Raw genomic sequence first — 18,661 nt, 5'->3', positions numbered from 1 at the left:
AAAAAGTATCCGAATTTAAACTAGGACAAAAAAATTAACACTAAGGTGTTGGTTTTTTTGTCCTAGTTTATTTTTAGATGCATATTTTTACTATTATAATTCACAGTTTTTCGCGAAAACCCGTTTCGCTTATTCGGTCTATGCGCACCATTTTTGCTTCGGTTGCCTTTTTCATAGCCTAAATGTTGGCTTAATTCCGCGTTTAAGATCGCTTCGACTAAATTTTTAAACCTATACGAAATTTGGTTGTGAAAGCCTTATTTTATTAATTTTTTATAATCATCGTATTTGCTAACAATTTCTTTAGCTACTAAGTCATATGGGGATAAATTTTGTTGCTGCTTTTTCATATTTTGGACCTTTATGATAAATTTTATCAAAACAGATTTGCCTTAAAAACACAAAATACTTAATATTCCCATTTTAATAGTATTCATCAATTTTTTCTAAATTATCAAACATATTACTATCGAAAAAAACATCATTTATTATAGTTTTTTTCATTTTTTCATTGTTTTTATTTATTCAATTCTTATCTAGATTATAACTTTCTAAAAATTCAAAACTGTTAATATAAGATTTGATTAATATTGGATTCAAAAAAATTAAATTATCTGTTGATATTCATTTTTTCTGCATTTTTGAAAATTCTTTTAAATTATCAAATGCAAAATAAAGATATTGCAATAAAGATTTGTGCAGGTATTTAGTAAAAAATAAGACAATTGTTTCTTTGCTATTTTTTTCTCACGCACTAAAAGCATGTCTTTCCCGAGTTTCCCAGTTTTAAGGCAAAAATTCACTTTTTAGTGAATATAAATATGAAAAAACACCCGTAAATCAGTGTTTTTTGAACGTAAAACCTTAATTTATATTAATGTCATTTAATTGCATTTTAAGTAATTTTATGGTATAATTATAAATTATGAAAAAACAAAATAAAGATGGTTTTATTGAAGTAAACAAATTGTTTGGCAAAAAACCTAAATATTTTAAGGAAATTTCAAACATGAAATTTGAAACAAGTTATTTGGAAACAATCAATACTTTGATATCTTAATAAATTACTAATAAAATTGTAATTAACTTTTACCAAAAAAACTTAAAAAATTGCCTAAAACCGGATGCTTTTTTGAAATTACCTTATCAAACTGGGAAACTCAGGAAGCATGTCTTTTTATTGGCTCAACTTCATTTTTGATTAAAGCAGAAAGATGTTTTAAAGTAGTTGTTTCAATCAGAATATTTTTGTTGTTTGTCTCTATAAAACCATCTGATCCACCTCCCGGGGCTTGAGAAGTAGGCATTAGTTTTGAGTTTAGTTTAGTTTTGCAAATGTTAATAAATGAATCTACGTGAATAGAAGGTTGTTTATGTTGAATAGATAACCAAACGTGTAAATTTATTAGGTACTCATATAATAGATATATTGGTATACCCACCAATGATTTGATGTTGTCTAAATTTTTAATCTTATTGCGCTCTTTAAGAGCAAGATCAAGGTTGCAATCGCTCCTTAAAATTAGGTTTACCTCATCAAGTGTAAATGGTATTGGAATATTTTCATTTATAGAGTCAACATTTGTTGAAAATGATTCAATTAATTTAAAAATATTTTCCATAGTTTGTTTCAAACTTGTTTTTTGAGAGAAAAAATCCCCTTGTTCTAGCAATTTTTCAAGTAAATTGACAATATTTTCATTCTTTAATTTAATAAATGAGGTTTCAGAATTTTTATCAATTTTAAAGATATTTAAAGACTGTAACCAATATAAATTTATGCTTGAATATTCATCCTCAGCGGTTATCGACTTTCTAATAGAATCAATTGAGGATAAAAGCTTATGGGTACTTGTTGTTTTTATTAAATATGACAATTCTTCTACATATGTAGTGATTTTTTTCTTGTCAAATTCTTCTATCTCTTGCGATAAATATTTAAGAATGATTTTTGAAACAACCATACGCTTGCTACCCTTGCTTACAATAGAAGAAAAAGCAAGAAGAAACTCTTTAACTCCCTCGTAATCTGAGTTTTTAATTTTAAAAAGATCAACAAATTGAGTTAAAATCTCTATATTTTTCGGTGGTTTTCTGAATGAAGATAATTGATTTTGAATTTTATCGCCCTTGATACTACTATTAACTATGTTTCATTCTTTTCAACCATTTTTGTCCATTGAGCCATTATTCAAAATTGCTTTAATTAACTCTAAAAACGGTTGAATATCACTTTTAACCTCAGTATTAGATAAATTAAAACGAAGAACGATAGTCAATCAAAAAATTTCATAAATAGTTGTTTGAAATTTTTCTCTTAATATCTTTTCTATTTTTTCATATTTATCAGAATCGATTAGTTGATTAAAAAAATATCCGTCGTCAGTTAGAATACCTTTAAATGATTTGGTTGATTTATGTTCAATTAATCCCAATCATTTTAATGTTTTCAATAATAAATTTATGTCTTTTTTAATGTGCTCGCCTGGCGTTTTGTTTCTTTTATATCCTTCTTTGACACATTTTTCTCAAAAATACTCAAAATCACTTATTTCTGACTTTTCACTAATTTCACCACTATTATAATTTGCAATAAATTTCATAGCAAAAGTGTAAAGAGCTAATTGATTATTAACTCTTCAAGCAGTGTCTCCAAGTTTTCAATTTGTTTTATTATTACTCATAATTCCAAAAAATAATTTCCTCTACTTCTTTGTTTTTTCTATGGTAATTAGAATTTTTATAACTAATGTTTAACTTTTTGACATTAATTGACCGGTCTTCTATAAATTTCTTTAATACGGTATTTATATTATTTCCATTTTTTAAAAAATTAGACGCAACAAATTTAATTCCTTTATCATCTAAAATTTTGAAAATTGAAATAAGTCTATTTTCGTCAGTTATTGATCATGTTGAATTATATGGTGCTTGAGATACAAGGTAAGGGGGGTCAAAATAAAAAATAATTTTTTCGGGGTCAAGTTTTTTTATTATTTTTAAAACAAAATCCTCAAAATCCTCATTATAAAGTTTTATATTTCTATCTTTAGCTAATTGACTAAATAGTTCCAAATTTTTTCGGCGATAGTTCGAATAACCACTTTTACCAATCGGAACATTAAATTGTCCTTTTGAATTAAATCTTATCTCAGAGTTAAAGCTAAAGAAAACTAATACTATTAAGGAAACAATGTCTCTATTATAGTGATTGTAATCATCGCGAAGTTTTTTATATCCAATATTATTTTTTTTATAGTCTTTTTGTGTAATCAAGGAATATTTATTAACTTTTTCTTTAATTAAATTATCTATATGTTTAAATTCATTTTTTATAAAAAAATTTATTATGTTGAATAATTCTTTGTCTTTTTCATTAAAAATAATATTTTTAAAACCCGAGTTAATTCCAACATTAAAACTACCGCCAAAAACATCGATAAAGAAATAATCATCGCATACTTCTGGGCTTGGGATAATATCTAATAATTCGGGTAATATTCTAAACTTATTGCCTATGTGATTTAAAGGTGACCTAACTAAATTACTCATTTTTAAAATTTTTAAGCCTTTCCATTATTTTTTTATAATAATCTTCATCTATTTCAGATCCGATAAATCTTCTTTTGGTTTTCAAAGCAGCTACTGCTGTAGTTCCGCTGCCCATAAACAGATCCAAAATTAAATCATTGGGGTTGGTATGTAATTTGATTAAATCAATAATCAAATTAAGCGGTTTTTGAGTAGGGTGGAATCTCTTACCACTTCCAAGTTCACTCGAGTAAACATATTCTGGTTTTATATAAGCCTTATCTTTTTTTAACTCAAAGTTAAAAGTTCATTTTTTTCCTGGTTTGACAGCTCATAGAGCAAATTCAAAATCTGAAACGTATCGTCTTTTTGTATTTCTTGGCATTGGATTTTTTTTAACCCATCTAATAAGGTCCTTAACAAGGAAGCCATTGAGTTCAAGTGTTCGTGCGATTTCACCTAAATTTTTTCAATCATTGAAAATAATTATTGAACCCCCATTCTTAATAAATGGGGATGTTAAATTTATTCATTCTGATTGGTCAAAATTTTTATCCCACTGCCCAAAATCAATTCCGTTTCGACCAATAGATTTGAAATTATTTTTTCTGCTTATATTGTAAGGAGGGTCGGTTATAACTGCATCAACTTTTATTTTATTATCTCGCAAATATTGTAAAAGAATTTTATAGTCATCATTTAATACAAAATCAATTTTTCCTGACATAATCCTCCAAAAATAAACAAAATTTATTAAATAAAAAATGTAAATTCTATTTTATAAACAACCTAGAACTAATATTTTTACTTTTTATAAAAAATATAAACTCTTATGCAAAATGTTTTGTATTTGCGAGTATATTCTAATGATAACAAATTTTAAAAAATGCTTTTTAAATAGATCAAAAGCTAGCTAAAATTAAGACTAAACTATTTATCATTAAAGTATATCAAGTTTGTATCAATATATAACTAGTATACATACAAAGTAAGGAAATCGATTCTAATTGTCTCTTTTCATTTATGTGTTAATTAATTACTGATTTAATATTCTTATAACTAAGTCTATGTTCTAGGCAAATTCCATGCTTTACTATTGCTTCTTGATGTAATTTAGCACAATACCTCTTATGTTTTGCAAATTGATATTGCGGATATAGTTTATCGATTTTGAGCATATATTAATCTCTTGCTACTTTAGCCAATATTGAGGCAGCAGCAACATTTAATGATTGTGAATCGCCCTTAATTAAATTTAACTGTTTAATATTTGTGCTAGTGACTGGCTCAAAATCAGTAATGATTAAATCGATATCGTTGAATTCTTTAACAATTTTATTCATTAAGTTGCGAGTAGCTTGTTTTGGATTGAATTCGTCAACATATTCTGCACTTGCAAATTCAATTTTATATTCAATAGCGTTTTGGATTATTAATTCATAAGCCTTTTCTCTTTTTGATTCTAAAAGTTTTTTAGAGTCATTTATCAAATCGCTTTTAAAGTTTTTAGGTAAAACTACTCCAGCAACAACAAGTGGTCCGACGCAGCAATCACGACCTGCTTCATCAATTCCTAAAATCTTGTTATATTGAGTAAGTGTGTCTTCAATATTTAATTTAAACATATTTTCCTTATACAAATTGTGGGAGTGTTCATAATTTTGTGTTTTAAATTTAATGGATTTTTTTCTGATAGAAATCTAATTTAATTTTACATTATTTAATCGATTAGGGAAAATAATTTCTAATTGTTTTTTAATTGTATCTCAATCCCTTACCTGTCTTTGTCATTTTATAGATGCGTCTTGGAGCGTTAAATAAGTTATTTTTGAAAGGTAATTTACACTTTGAATTCCGCCTTTTGCTTTTGTATTTTTCCTAATTAATCTATTTACTGATTCAATTGTATTTGTAGTATAAATTGCTCGCCTCAATTCATATGGATATTTAAAAAATGTCGTTAATCCAACGAAGTTTGTATACCAAGACTTGATAATTGAAGGATATTTTTGACCTCATTTTTTGGCAAATTTATCAAGATTTTGCATTGCAGATTCTTGATTAATTGCTTGATAAATACTTTTCATATCATAGGCAAAGTCTTTTTTGTCCTTGTAAGAAACTTTTAAAAGCGAGTTTCTAATTTGCTGAACAACACATTTTTGAACATCTGTTTGCGGGAAAATCGCTTTAATTGCTTGACTAATTCCGCTTAGATTATCGCAAGAAATTATTAGAACATCTTGCAGCCCACGAGTTTTTAGTTCGCTAAAAACATCAAGTCAATTACTTGCTGATTCGCTATTTTTAATCCAAAATCCCAGTACTTTTTTATTGCCTTGCCAATCAATTGCAAGAATAAGATAAAGTGATTTTTTGACAAAAACACCGTTTTCTTTAACATTAAAAAACTTCCAATCAATGTACAAAATTGGATAGGAATTCTCAATTTTTTACGATTTTCACTTTTCAATTTCAGGTAATAATTTGTCAGTAACTGAAGAAATTCAGGCGTTACTTATTTCCTTTTTATAGATATTTTTTATTGTATTAGCGATATTTTCATATGACATCCCTGATGCAAAAAGCGAAAACACTGGCTCTTCGATATTGACTAAATTTTTGTTTCGTATTTACCGATGAATTTGTTCTCAAAAGTGCCATTTCGATCTCTTGGTATTTTTAGATGCATATTTTTACTATTATAATTCACAGTTTTTCGCGAAAACCCGTTTCGCTTATTGGGTCTATGCGCACCATTTTTGCTTCGGTTGCTTTTTTCATAGCCTAAATGTTGGTTTAATTCCACGTTTAAGATCGGCTAGCAAATTTTTAAATATATGAGAAATTTGGTTGTGAAAGTCTTCTTTTATTAATTTTTTATAATCATCGTATTTGCTAACAATTTCTTTAGCTACTAAGTCATATGGCAATAAATTTTGTTGCTGCTTTTTCATATTTTGGTCCTTTATGATAAATTTTATCAAAACAGATTTACCTTAAAAACACAAAATACTTAATATTCCTGTAAAAATTTTGAAGTCTAATAAAATTTGTGACTATGTTGATTTTTATTGTTTTAACTCTAAAGAATAAATAAAAAACTAGTTGTCTGAATTTTTTCTACTAATTTAAACCAAGCATTTTTTTACAAAAGGTTAATTTTAAAATAATAAAGAATTAAGGTTTTAGCGTCAAAAAACACTGATTTACGGGTGTTTTTTCATATTTATATTCACTAAAAAGTGAATTTTTGCCTTCAAACTGGGAAACTCGGGACTCAAGATTGTTGTATTTTTATTTTTAATTTGAAAAAGAACAGCAAACACGCTGTTCTTTTCTTTATTATTTATATTTTAAAATTATTCTGGCAGTTCAGGTGGTTCAAAAGGACCTAACATTGCATAATAATTAATTGGATCGTATAATAAAGGTTTGCCTGAAGGGCTAGTTATAGATATTATTCAAGAAGATTTATGTGGTTTGTTTTCTAAATCTGGCGCAGAATTGGTTTGTCAAAAATGATCTCATTTCATTTGAGTGTGTACAAGATTTGGTGGATTTTTTACGTGGTTTTCTCTATGATGAACATACATAATGTCTCAGGTTTTACCATTTTGAAAATCGGTTCTGTTGCGCAAGTCATTTCGAGGTATTCCAGTATTAATTTTATAATTTTTTGTTTTTGCGTAATCAGTAAATACCGGAACTTTACGGTTTAGATAAAAGAAAGTATTAAGATCCTTATCGTTGGTTGTCCATTCAAATGAAGGCGAAGACCAAAAAACTTTAGAAATATGTTTTTCAAAAAGATTAATTCGCGGTATTAGCTGAGATGTATCTTTGTGTTTTGTTCAACCTTGATTTCATAATTGTCGATAATTTACTCCTGAGCCAATAATTGAGTCTGCATCATGCGGATCAGCGGTAGAAGCCCAAGGCATTATATGTCCTGGATTAGCATAAGGGGAATTAAGAACAAAGGAATAAGAAGAAGATAAAGATGATAAAGAATCATTTTTAAATTGAAGTGAAATTGGCAAATGAACGAGTTTTCCGGCAGGATACCAAAGTTTTTTTGCATCTCTAAATTTTTCAGGAACTTCAAATGTTCCAGTATTAGAATTAATTCGCCAATAAAGTGTTAAATATTTTATATTATATTTATTATCAGTTTTTGTTCTAATTGCAACCGGCTCTTCAGGAATATCTAAAACGGTAGGATTTTCTCAACTTTTTTTCGCATTTGTTTTCCCTTTAATGTTATTAAAAATTGCTTTATCAGGGACTTGGAGCGCGGCTTCGGATTTAGTAGTATTAAATTGTTTATTAATAATGACTTTTAGTCAATCTTGTTCTTTATAAGGAGTTAAATGTGGGAACTCGCCAAAAGGATTGTAATCTTTTCCCGTTTTTTGAATTAAATCAAGAGGATCATAAATTGCATAACTAAATCCAATTAGTCCTGGATTCATATAATCAACATTAGTAGGGGTAACCATTACAGCACTTGATTGGAGTCTAAAACTTATAGACTGAGAATTATCTGGTGTAGTAGAAGGGGTAGCTGTAGTAGCAGGCGTAGCAGGGGCAGGTGCGGGAGTAGTAGTAGGAGCGGAAAGTTCTTGTGTTGGGTTAAGGTGATAATTATCCACATCCTTAATTGTGATTTTAATTGTCGCAGCGACAATGGACTTTAATGATCTTGGTTGGACTTTTAAGGTAGCGGTAGTTTTTTCTGGATCTCATTTTAAATTCGACAAAGTAACATTAGTGTTAAACTCACCTTTAGTTTTCTCTTGATAGGTGCCTGCCTCACTTAGTTCTTTTGTAACATCTTGTTGGCCATGTGTGCGTTGCCCTATATGAGTACGGTGGGGAATTAATTCCAGTTTGAGATTTTGTTTTAGTCAATCAAGTGTAATTGCAGTACCTGCTTCCTTGTTAAATTTAATATAAACTTGTTCGCCTTCATAATAATCATATCTGAGTGGATGTGATCAAGCACGCTCTAATTTAACAGGAACATTTAGCGGTGAAAAGTATATTTTTTCGGGATTAGCATTAGATTTAATTGGTAAGGATTCAACATCTTTTAAATATTTTAAAAGTTGCTCACTAGGTTTAAGATCAACAATATTGTGATTTTCTTTTAGGTGTTTATCCTCATAAAAAGGAACAATTTCTTTAACTTCGTAAATAGCTCCAGGCTCAAGATTTAGAACATTAAATGTGAATTTTTGCTCTTGAACATTAATTAAAACCGGATTAGTAGTTGAATCAATAACATCAGCTTCATAAGTTGGAAAAATCTTTTTGTATCTTAGGACAAATGGGACATCAGCAACCGAGTTTGCTTGCTTATCATCTTTTAGTTTAATTGAAATATTGACAGCAGAAGTTGAAATTGGATCTAAACTAACGGGATTTGAAGTCGTTAAATTCAATGTTTTAGCCGTAGTACGAAACTCTCGTAGAGATTGCTTTGCACCTGAGGCAATTTCGGGAGCAAATGGAACTGTAAAATCTTGACTAAGTTGGTTTTGTTGATTGTTTGAAGTTCCTGATCCTGATCCGGGAGTTTGGGATTTTTCTAATTTTAGAGTTATATTATTATACTCGGTAAATTGTTCAAGACCTTCAACTTTGAAGGTGATTGAATTTGTTTCTGGCGGAGTAGAAGATTCCTTGGTTCCTGTTTTGGTATCGGCACTAGTACCAGATCCAGGAGATTGTTGAGGTTGAGGCTGAGGCTGAGGCTGCTGGGTTGATTGTTTTTTAGTTACAGTAAATTTAGGGTTAAAGCCAGCATCTTGGAGATCTTGAGTTCAACCTTCAAGTTTAATTTTAGCATGATCGTCTTCAATTGTTTCTTTTATAATATTTGTAATTAAAGGCTGAGTAATAAAATCAAGAATAACTTGGTTTCCTGAGGTGCTTGAAGTAGTTGAAGAAGTTGAAGCGGCTGGAGTAGAACCAAATTTCCATCCAGCAACTAAATTAGGATTTTGAACTTTTGAAGCATCATCAACTTTAAGATCGACAGTTTTTGATGTTAGAGCATTAATTTTGTATTTTATTCCAGGCTCAAGGATATTTAAAAATTTAAAAGTAGCATGTAATTTATCTTGACCAGTCCCAGTCCCGGCAGCGCCACCGCCTGATGAGTTAGTAGGGGTGGTAATTAAGGTTGTAGCACCAATTGATTGGGATTTATCACCTTTTTCTAAATACAAAGTAACAAGATCATCTTTTAAGAAAGCATCATCTTTGTCAAATTCTAGCGTAATTGTTGCTGAATCGGTTGTAACATCACTAATTGTAGTATTAATTAATTTAGTTTTTTCAGCTTTTGAATAAAACTTACGTTGTAATGCTGTTTCTTCTTTAATTGGGGTATCAAAAGTAATTGCTGTTCCGCCAGCACCACCAGATGAAGCTTGAGCTCCTATGCCACCCTGAGTTGCATCTTTTTGTTTAATTGACTTAATAATATATTGTTTCGCTTTTTTAAGTCCAGAAGTAATTTCAAATCTTAATGTTGAAACAATTTGTCCGTCTATTGGAGTTAAAGTGCTTGATTTAGTTACTTTTTTATCAGCGTCTCCTCAACTTTTAGGGAGATATTTATTTCCAAAATGTTCGTCAATTTCAGCTGATAACTCTAATTGTTTATTATTCAGCTCACCATTATTATTGTAAAACTCAACATCGATATTAGTTGTTCCTTCTGAGACAGCATCATATTTAATTGCTTTAATTGCATTTTGAGTTTTTAAATCAATGCTATCATTATTATCAGGTGGAGTTACTTTTAATTTTTGTGGTAAGCGAACGGCAAAATTCTCTTGGTCTCCTTCTTTTAAATTAAATATATAATTTTTAATTGTATATTTATCTCCAGGAATAAGACCTTTAGCTTCAAGAATAATTTGTGTATTTTGTCCAGCACCAGCGCTTGTATTTGTGTCAGTTATTTCTTTAGATTCAGTATAAAAGATTTTCTTTTCAACTGATTCAAGCTCAAGTTGAATATTATATTTATCTTTTAGGAAAACTAGATCAGTACTATCAAGATCAATTTGGAAATGTCCAGAAGTTAATTGGGCAGTATTTTTTGGTTTGTTATCAACACTTATATTTGAACCAGTTGTCGTTGAAGTGGTTACATTTTGAATTGTTGTTGATTCAATTGTTGTATTAACAATTGTTTGTCATTTTTCTAATTCAGATGTTTCCGTTTTTTTATCTTGAGGTTCCATTTTTTCTTTGTCAAGATAAAGACTTAAGGGCGTCGGGTTTGCCCCTCTAGTTGAAAGACTAATTTCTTCAATTAAATACCAAGAACCTTTTTCAAGGTTTCCTAGTTCAAATTCCAAAAAGGTAATTCCAAAATTTTCTTCATTTTGTTGTTGACTAGCCTGGTTAGTTGGGTCTTGTTGTCTTTGAGGTACTCTAACTGTGATTGTCTCAACCGTATCACTTAAATCATTGCCGCTACCTTTGCTTGTTGGATCTTGCCAGCCATAAGAACTTGGATTATTTTCAAGTTTTTTGTATTTAATAGTGGCTCTATGATTAGAAAAGTCTAATTTTTGTGAGTTTTCAACAGCTAAAATTAATTTAATACTTTTTTCACTAGGAACATAAGTCATTTTTGTAATTAATGGCGCAGTATTAAAACTAAATGAAGACTGAGGACTTGCTTGGGATGAAAAATTAACTGCAATTGGTGCATTAGGGTCAGGAATAATTATTTTAATTTTTTCAGCTTCATCTTCAAGACCAATTATTGTATATTGGGCTCCCGCATCTAAATTATCAAGATCAAATTCATAATAATAATGAGCCTCATCTGGTTGGTTATTTAATCAATTTTGTTGTGGCTGACCTTGTTGAGTCTGAGTTGACAATAATTTAGCATTAACAAAAGTTGTTGATGTTTTTGAAATTCCTTGTTTTGAAGATTTATAAACTAATTTAAGTTTTGTCAACTTTTCTTCAAGTGGTTTGTCCTGACTTGAGAAAAACACTCTAACTTTTGCTTTTTGCCAAGGCTTACCATCCTGGGTTTGATCTAATTGGTAAGTAATTCCTAGAGCTGTTGCTGATTCAAAAGTTGTTTTAAATTGTTTAATTTCAGCAACTTCTTGGGGCTGGCTTGAGTCTGCGTTAGCATTTATTTTAATTTGTTCGTCATTAAATTCAATGTTTTGTTGATTATTAAATTGGCTAGTATCTCCGCCAGCATTTTGTCCTTGAGGGGTTTGACTTTGATCAAAAACTAAAGAAGTAATGCTGTAGTCAGTATTTTTAGACAGACCTTTTAATTGGAAAACTACTTTTGAAGTTTTTTCAATTTCATCAGCAATAATTGTTTCACTTTCTTCTTTTGTTTGACTAGCTTGATTAGCCTGGTAAGTAAAAGTTCCTTTTACTTTTTTACCAATAAATGAACCATTTGGGTCTTCAATTACTAATTCAATTGTTGCAGTTGTTTCTGAAATTGCCTTTTTACGAATTGCAACTACTTTTGTATTTGTATAAAAACTACGTTTTGCAATTGTTACTGATTCTTTAATTTCAACAGGTGGCAATTCTAAACTAGAAAGTAAAGTTGAAGTCGATTTTTCATCGGCAAATTCAAGTGATTCAACAACATATTTTCCTGGTTCATTAATATTATTAATTGTTACTTCAACCATTGGTTCTTGAGAGGTTGCATTTCTTATTGAATCAAAGTTAGTTTTGTCAATTTCAACACTTTGGCCTAAACCTTTTGGACTTGTATAGTTAACTTTGAGTTTATTGTATGTATCAAGAAAAGCTTTGTATTTTTCGTCAAATTTAATTGTTAGTTTTGCATTGTTTTGACTAAAGTCAGGTTGAATTTCAATTGACTTTACTTCAACTTTAGCTGGATAAGTTAAAAATGCCCGTTTTTCTTCAGCCTGAGGTGAAAAATTAAAGAGTCCTGAATTTTCATCGCCATCATTTTGATTTTTAGTAGTTAAAACATTGCTTAATTGATCATTTGTATCATAAGCAATTTTAGTAATATAATATTGGGCAAAAGGTTCAAGTTTAGTAAGAGTAAATTTAAATGTTGTGTTTTGTTCGGTTGAATCATTTGATTCTTTCTCTGGCCCTTGGGCACTTCCTAAAGTGGCAATAACTTCTTGGATTGTTTCTTTTGCCTCATTACCTTGGACAACCTTTTTGTACTGAATTTTTGCTTTTATTGATTTAGACTGGCTTGTTTGAATTTGTTTAAACACCTCACCAGTATCTTTAAGACTTAAGAGAAAATCATAATCTTCAGGGTTTCTATCATTACGAAATTGTAAAATTGAATTAACAATTGGTAGAGTTGCAAATTTTTTGCTGTCTTCAGTTAATGTAGAGTCAAAAACAAAATTTAGATTTGGACTTGAAGTTGTACTTCGGCGACGCCTTGAGCCACCACCACTAGAACCTTTTTGTCTAATACCTAAAACACGAAATCCGGTTCCTTTTTCAAGACTGCTAAGCTCAGCTTTAAATTTAACTTCGTCTGCAGTTCCATTATCGAGACTTAATGGGGCTGTTTTTTCATCAATTGAACCTGTTTGGTAATAAACTAGTTCTAATTTGTCTTGATAGTCTGCGTGTTTTAAATACTGATCTGAATTATCAAAAGTTAGAGTGATTGTTGCACTATCAACCTTTTTGTCATCAATTTCAATTTTGACAATTTTTGCTGATTCAGGTTGGATAATAAATTGATTTCCAAATTCAACTTGACCATTTCCTGAAACACTTCCTTCAATTTTAGAATTTGTCCCTGGATCACTAACTTTAATTGCAAAATCTGAAAATTTTTGATTTGTTCTTGGATTAGTTTTTGTAGTTGGATCAACTTGGTACTGAGTTGCAACAGTACCAGAAATTCTTTGCTGTGTTTCTTCTATATCAGCTCAAGTTAGACTAAGGAGTTTGTAAATTGCATTTTTTTCTAGATTTTCAAGTTCAAAACTAACTTTGGAATTTTGAATTTTTGCTTGTTTTTCAACATTTTGGCCTGTCTGGGTACTTAGGTCTGTTCCTTCTGGATTAACTAGTTTTTGTAAATTTACTTTAACATCACGGCCTTCAAAACCACCTTGGGTAATATTTCTTCCGGCAAGTGGGTCTCTAATTGTAAAATTAGCCAAATATTTTGTTTCAGAAATTTTATCAATTGAATAAGAAATTACTTCTGGCTTGGTGGCAAAATAAAGTTTTGATAAAACCTCTGGAGTTGTGGTTTGTTGGGCTGGTTGGGCTTGATTGTCATTGAATTTGAAAGTTTTTAGTCTTTTTGGGGCACCATCAACTTCTGGGGTAATATCTTCAACTTTTGTCAGTACATACAAACTTCCTGGACTAACTGAATCAAGGCTAAAATCAAGTTTTGGATTTGTATTTTGAACTGGAGAGTCAAATTCTTTTTGGGCACTAACTTGGTGGCCAGTTTGACTATCTTGGAAAGTAAATTGAAGTTTTCTTTTTGTATTAGCGCCACTTTGGTATAAAAATTGCTCATCTTGGGCAAAACTAACACTAATATCAGCACTTGTATTATCAGATTTATATCTAATATCAGTAATTGTTGCTGATTCAGCATCAAGGATAAATTCTTTAGTTATTTTTGGATTTGGTTGGGCAGTAGTACTATCAAAACCATCAACGGCAGCTCCGCCTTGAATTGAAGTTGTTGAGGGTTGACTTGGCAAACTATCAAGAACTTTTAGTTCCTCAATTTCGTATTGACCCGCTTTTTCTAAACCACTAATGTCAAAAATCGCATTTCCGTTAATTATTTCAGCGCTATAAACAGTTGGAGTTTGGCTCTGAGCAGGCGTGTTTCCTTTTGATTTAATTTTAATTTGTAAAAATTTATTATTTCAATTAGCGCCATTGTCATTAAGTTTAATATTAATTTGAACAGAAGTCTCTGAAGTTGAAACCGGCTTAATTTGGGCTAGATTTGGTGTTGGTGAGAAAAATTGTTTTTCAAAACCGGCCTGAGTATCAGGTGATCTGTCAAATTCAAATTTAAATTCTTGTTTTTTTAGATCAAGTTCATTTCGTACTTGGGTAGTTTCTTCTTTTAATTTAATGTTTTCAATTTCGTATTTGTCTCCAGGAGTCAAACCGGTTAGATCAAAACTAATTGTTTTGGCCGCCTGATCAACAGTTGCTTCAACTTGTTTAGTTTGGCTAGTTTGGGTTGATAAATTTTTATAGCTAAGCTCAATTTGTTTTTTGCCTAAATAATCATCAATATTATCAAGAGTAAGTTTAATTTTTAGTGATGTTGTTGTGACTGACTCAGTTTCAATTTTGACAATCATTGCGCTTTTAGCACTTGTTATAAATGATTTTTTATCCTCAAGACTTGTATCAGTCTCAAGAAGCCCAATTTCTTCTTCGACTATATTTTGAGAGTCAACATTAACTAAAACTGGATCTAAACTTCGTTTTGAACGTCTTGAAGCAAAAGTCGCAACACCAGGATCGCTAGTTGGAGTAACTGGGTTTTCAAATTTAACTGATTTGATTTTATATTTTGTTGCTTTTTCTAAGTTTAAAAAGGTAAAATCGTAAATTCCATTAAGACTTGAGCCGCTAAGAACTAAATTTGATTGGCTTACTCCTGTTAGTCCTGTAGATTGACCAGGGCTTGATTCTATTTTTTCGAGTTCAACAATTAATTTTTTACCTGCCGTGTATCTTCCGCCATCTTTGAGTTCAAGTCTGAGTCGAGCTTGGGTTTCAACTTCTGTGTCAATTTCGATTTTTGAAATTACAGCAGAAGTTGCAATTATTTGATCCTTATAAAAATCAAGATCATCTAAATAAATATCAACTTTTGGTGTTTTGTTGTCTTCACCTTCAATTTGAACTTGTTCAAAGCCAAGAATTACATATTGTTGACCGTTTTCAAGACCTGTTAGTTCAAAAGAAGTTTTTTGGCTATCTACATCAGTTTTTGCTTCAACGATTTGTTCTTCTTCTTGGCCACCATATTTTTTATAGCGAACTTTTAATTTATTTTTATTAAGAAAATCATCAAGTTTTTCAGACTGGCCAGGGTTGTTTTGAATTTGGCTAAATTCTTTACCAAATTCAATTTCAAATTTAGCAGTGTTTTTTGTTCGATCTGTTAGTTCAAGTTTTGTTACATTTGCTGTTTTTGGAATAGTAGAAAATTCTGATTTTTCTGGTAAATCAAGTAAATTATCTTTAAATGGAATTGTGTTTGTAGTTTGACTTGCATCAAATAGTGAAACCGATCTTCTTGTACGGGCAAAAGTTTGAGCTGTTACGGTCTGAGGGCTGGAATCGCCAATTTCGATTGAATTTTTATCAATTTGGTAAAGACCTTGTTTGTACAGGTTGGTAATGTCAAATGAAATTCGGTTAGAATTTACTTTTGTAGAAATTTTTCCTTCTTTGAATTTAGCTTGTTTCGCTTCTTCTTCAGACCCATTTTTTGCTTTTAATTTATATTTAAGTGTTGCAGTTTTACCATTAAAGACACCTTTTGCATCAGCTAAAATGAAAGTAGCAATTACACGTTGCTCATAAGAATTATCATAACCAACTTCAACAATTGCGCTCTGGGTAAAAAATGATGTCTGATTTGAGTCAACAGCACTATTTGTATCGCCAAATAAAATGTTTCTTTCAGAAACTAGTGTGTTTTGACCTTGTTGGAAGGTTTCGATTTCTTTTACTAAAACAACAGAATTAATGTTGTATTTTGAACCAATTTCGAGATCGCTGAGGTCAAAAGTTAAGGAATTATCAGCATTTTGCTGATTTGCCTCAGCAACAGCAGATAAAAGTTTTGAAGAACCAGCAAGTGAATAGTAAATTTTTACTTTGTCTTTACCAATTGCCTTAATTGTCTCAGGACTAAAAGTTACTTTTAATTTAGCGCTTGTTTGTTGTTCTTGAATATTTTCAATTTTAGTTAAAACTAAAGGCGCATGAACTCCAAATATTTTTTGGGCTTGACTAATTGTTTTGGAAACTTTTAGAATATCTGAATCACCTTTTGAAGATTGATAGCCATCAATTTCAATTTTTTCAATTAAATAGTCTTGCCCTTTTGCAAGTGAATTTACTTCTAAATTTGCAATTATTGAGTTATTTTCAATAATTGCGCCAATAGTTTTTGCAACTCCACCAGGTTTTAATTCTGAATAAGTAATTTTGACTGTTTTTAAAGATTCAAGAATATTTTTAAAAGCAATATTAAGCTCAACTGCAGAGTCAGATTTTGAAATATAAGTAATTGAACTAACAGCCGGACGGGTAGTTCAATTGAGCTTATTAGCACTAATATTAGGCCCAAAATTTAAATATAATTTATTAACAAATTCATTTGTTGAATCAGCAATTCCAACTGAGTCAATTAAGTAGTTAGTCCCAGGTTCAAGGTTAATTAAATCCCAACTAAGAACTAATTTGTCGCCATTAATTTTAAAAGCTTGGGCTTCAGATTTAATTAAATTACTTGATCCAGCGACTTTAAAGTATAAAGTTGCAATTTTATCTTTGATAAAATCATCAACTGAATCAAGAATCATACTAACACGACTAAGATCTTCGGTGATTCGGTCAACAACAACTGATTCAACCATTGCGCTTGTTGCATTAGTAAAGAACTTTTTCTGTTTTTGGTCAAAATTTTGGGCAAAGAAAATTTGACTAGTTTGTGCTTGAGCACTTTCATCAAAATTTGTGGCGTTTTCGACAATTTCAAGTGATGAAATTGTAAAGTGTTTTTCTTTTGGTAAATTTTTTGCTAATGAAAATAGTTTGTTTCCAACAACTTGGGCTGAACTTGAGAGCATTTTTGTTGGTTGATCATCAGCAAAGAAATTAATTTTTACTTCTTTGCCGTTTAGCATTAATGATTGGTCATTAAATTTAATATCAAAACTTGAGGTGTTATTTGCATCAACAAAAGTTCTAATTCGGGCAATTTCGGGTGCTGAAATAAATGAAAGATTATTATTTGTTGAAATTGCTAAAGAGCCAGAATTATTCCAAATTCGTGAAATTCAGAATTTGGTTCCTCCAGGAATTTGTTTTAAATCTAAATTAGCAAAAACTTTATTGTTTTGGACTATTAAGCCAACATCATTTGCAACTCCAAATTGGAAATTATCTAATTCGTCTTTGTAATAATATTCTAAATTAATTTTTTCATTTGGATTAATTTTAATATTTTTGTTTTCAAAAGCTAGGGAAATCTCAAGTAAAGCCGAATTTAGACCGTAGGCTTTTTGGTTAAGATTTAAAATTTTACCGGCAATTGGACTTGGGGCAAAATAACGATTAGCCAAAGGCGAAATTGCCAAATCAAAAAGTTGATCAGGATCATCAAAATAATATTTGGTGGCAAGAATTTCGTATTTTTGGTTGCGATCTAAATTTCTTAGCACAAAACTAGCTTGTTTTTGGTCATTTTTGGCAACAAATTGACCTTTTGCTTCAAGAATTTTATTTGAACCAATTTCTTTATAGTACAAAATTAAATTAGCCGAATCGAGTAAGTTTTGTGAATCAAATAGATCAAGATCCAAAATTGTATCATTTTCAATATCATAATGACTAAATTTTTCAACTTGGTTTTTTGTAGAAAAAAACTGTGAAGTTTTAGAAAAACTAAAATAATAACGCGGATTATTTGGAGCTACAAGTTGTAATTCATAAATTGAACCACCAAGTAAATTATCGGCATAAGTATGAAAAGTGTCAGTTTTTGGATCATACTCAACTTTAGTTTTAACACTATAACGTGATTTTTGACTAATATAAACAAGTTCTAAATCAGCTTTTTTAGCCCAGTCTGTGTCTTGTTTTGTTTTTCCTTGAAGTTTAAAACTAAAATCACCTGAATTAGGACTTACATTGTCAGCAACAAAATTTTGGACATATATTGTTTTTGGAGTAATTACTTTGGCAAGATAAGGTGAGAGCGAAACAATTGCACCAGTTAAAAAACCGCTGCTGGCGAGTAATTTTTTAGTAAGATGACTATTAATTGTTTTATTGTTTTGGTTTTCTAGATTTGCTTTTTTCATAATTATCT

General features: G+C 30.1%; 9 protein-coding genes and 1 pseudogene. 1 reads left to right on the top strand and 9 read right to left on the bottom strand.

Annotation, left to right across the window (positions count from 1 at the left end; all coding sequences use genetic code 4):
• Positions 1–68 precede the first annotated feature (68 nt).
• Positions 69–242: pseudogene (locus U3G01_RS02220) on the bottom strand (transposase); the annotation flags it as partial.
• 683 nt (positions 243–925) lie between these two features.
• Here U3G01_RS02220 and U3G01_RS02215 point away from each other — a divergent pair.
• Positions 926–1,060 carry a hypothetical protein gene (locus tag U3G01_RS02215; protein ID WP_282861175.1) on the top strand — a complete coding sequence of 45 codons (135 nt, stop codon included), beginning with the start codon at positions 926–928 and terminating at the stop codon, positions 1,058–1,060.
• A gap of 22 nt (positions 1,061–1,082) precedes the next feature.
• Here the strand turns inward: U3G01_RS02215 and U3G01_RS02210 are convergent, their stop codons facing one another.
• The 8 genes from U3G01_RS02210 to U3G01_RS02180 all read right to left on the bottom strand — a co-directional run bounded on the left by U3G01_RS02210 (position 1,083) and on the right by U3G01_RS02180 (position 18,653).
• Complete coding sequence (locus U3G01_RS02210; protein WP_255031105.1) at positions 1,083–2,684, bottom strand: hypothetical protein; 1,602 nt, start codon at positions 2,682–2,684, stop codon at positions 1,083–1,085.
• Entirely contained in the window at positions 2,677–3,552 is an 876-nt protein-coding gene (locus U3G01_RS02205; protein WP_010321450.1) for a Dam family site-specific DNA-(adenine-N6)-methyltransferase, read from the bottom strand. The genes U3G01_RS02210 and U3G01_RS02205 overlap by 8 nt, the downstream gene beginning before the upstream one ends.
• Positions 3,545–4,258: a DNA-methyltransferase gene (locus tag U3G01_RS02200; RefSeq protein WP_255031104.1), complete on the bottom strand. Its 714-nt coding sequence runs from the start codon at positions 4,256–4,258 to the stop codon at positions 3,545–3,547. Before U3G01_RS02200 ends, U3G01_RS02205 begins: the two co-directional genes overlap by 8 nt.
• A 454-nt stretch (positions 4,259–4,712) precedes the next feature.
• Entirely contained in the window at positions 4,713–5,156 is a 444-nt protein-coding gene (locus U3G01_RS02195) for a ribonuclease HII (RefSeq protein ID WP_308700464.1), read from the bottom strand.
• Between the two features lie 75 nt (positions 5,157–5,231).
• Positions 5,232–5,960 carry an IS256 family transposase gene (locus tag U3G01_RS02190; protein ID WP_326564821.1) on the bottom strand — a complete coding sequence of 243 codons (729 nt, stop codon included), beginning with the start codon at positions 5,958–5,960 and terminating at the stop codon, positions 5,232–5,234.
• A gap of 185 nt (positions 5,961–6,145) precedes the next feature.
• Positions 6,146–6,340 (bottom strand): transposase, encoded by a 195-nt coding sequence (locus U3G01_RS03785; RefSeq protein WP_419776287.1) that lies wholly within the window; start codon positions 6,338–6,340, stop codon positions 6,146–6,148.
• Positions 6,279–6,488 carry a hypothetical protein gene (locus tag U3G01_RS02185; RefSeq protein WP_255031103.1) on the bottom strand — a complete coding sequence of 70 codons (210 nt, stop codon included), beginning with the start codon at positions 6,486–6,488 and terminating at the stop codon, positions 6,279–6,281. Before U3G01_RS02185 ends, U3G01_RS03785 begins: the two co-directional genes overlap by 62 nt.
• 405 nt (positions 6,489–6,893) lie before the next feature.
• Positions 6,894–18,653, bottom strand: coding sequence for a DUF1410 domain-containing protein (locus U3G01_RS02180; RefSeq protein ID WP_255031101.1), 11,760 nt, complete (start codon positions 18,651–18,653; stop codon positions 6,894–6,896).
• Positions 18,654–18,661 lie beyond the last annotated feature (8 nt).

The organism is Mesomycoplasma ovipneumoniae, from assembly GCF_035918255.1.
Classification (GTDB): Bacteria; Bacillota_I; Bacilli_A; order Mycoplasmatales; family Metamycoplasmataceae; genus Mesomycoplasma; species Mesomycoplasma ovipneumoniae_A.
The sequence above is the reverse complement of the archived record's forward strand: the minus strand, read 5'-3'. Positions and strand labels throughout refer to the sequence as shown.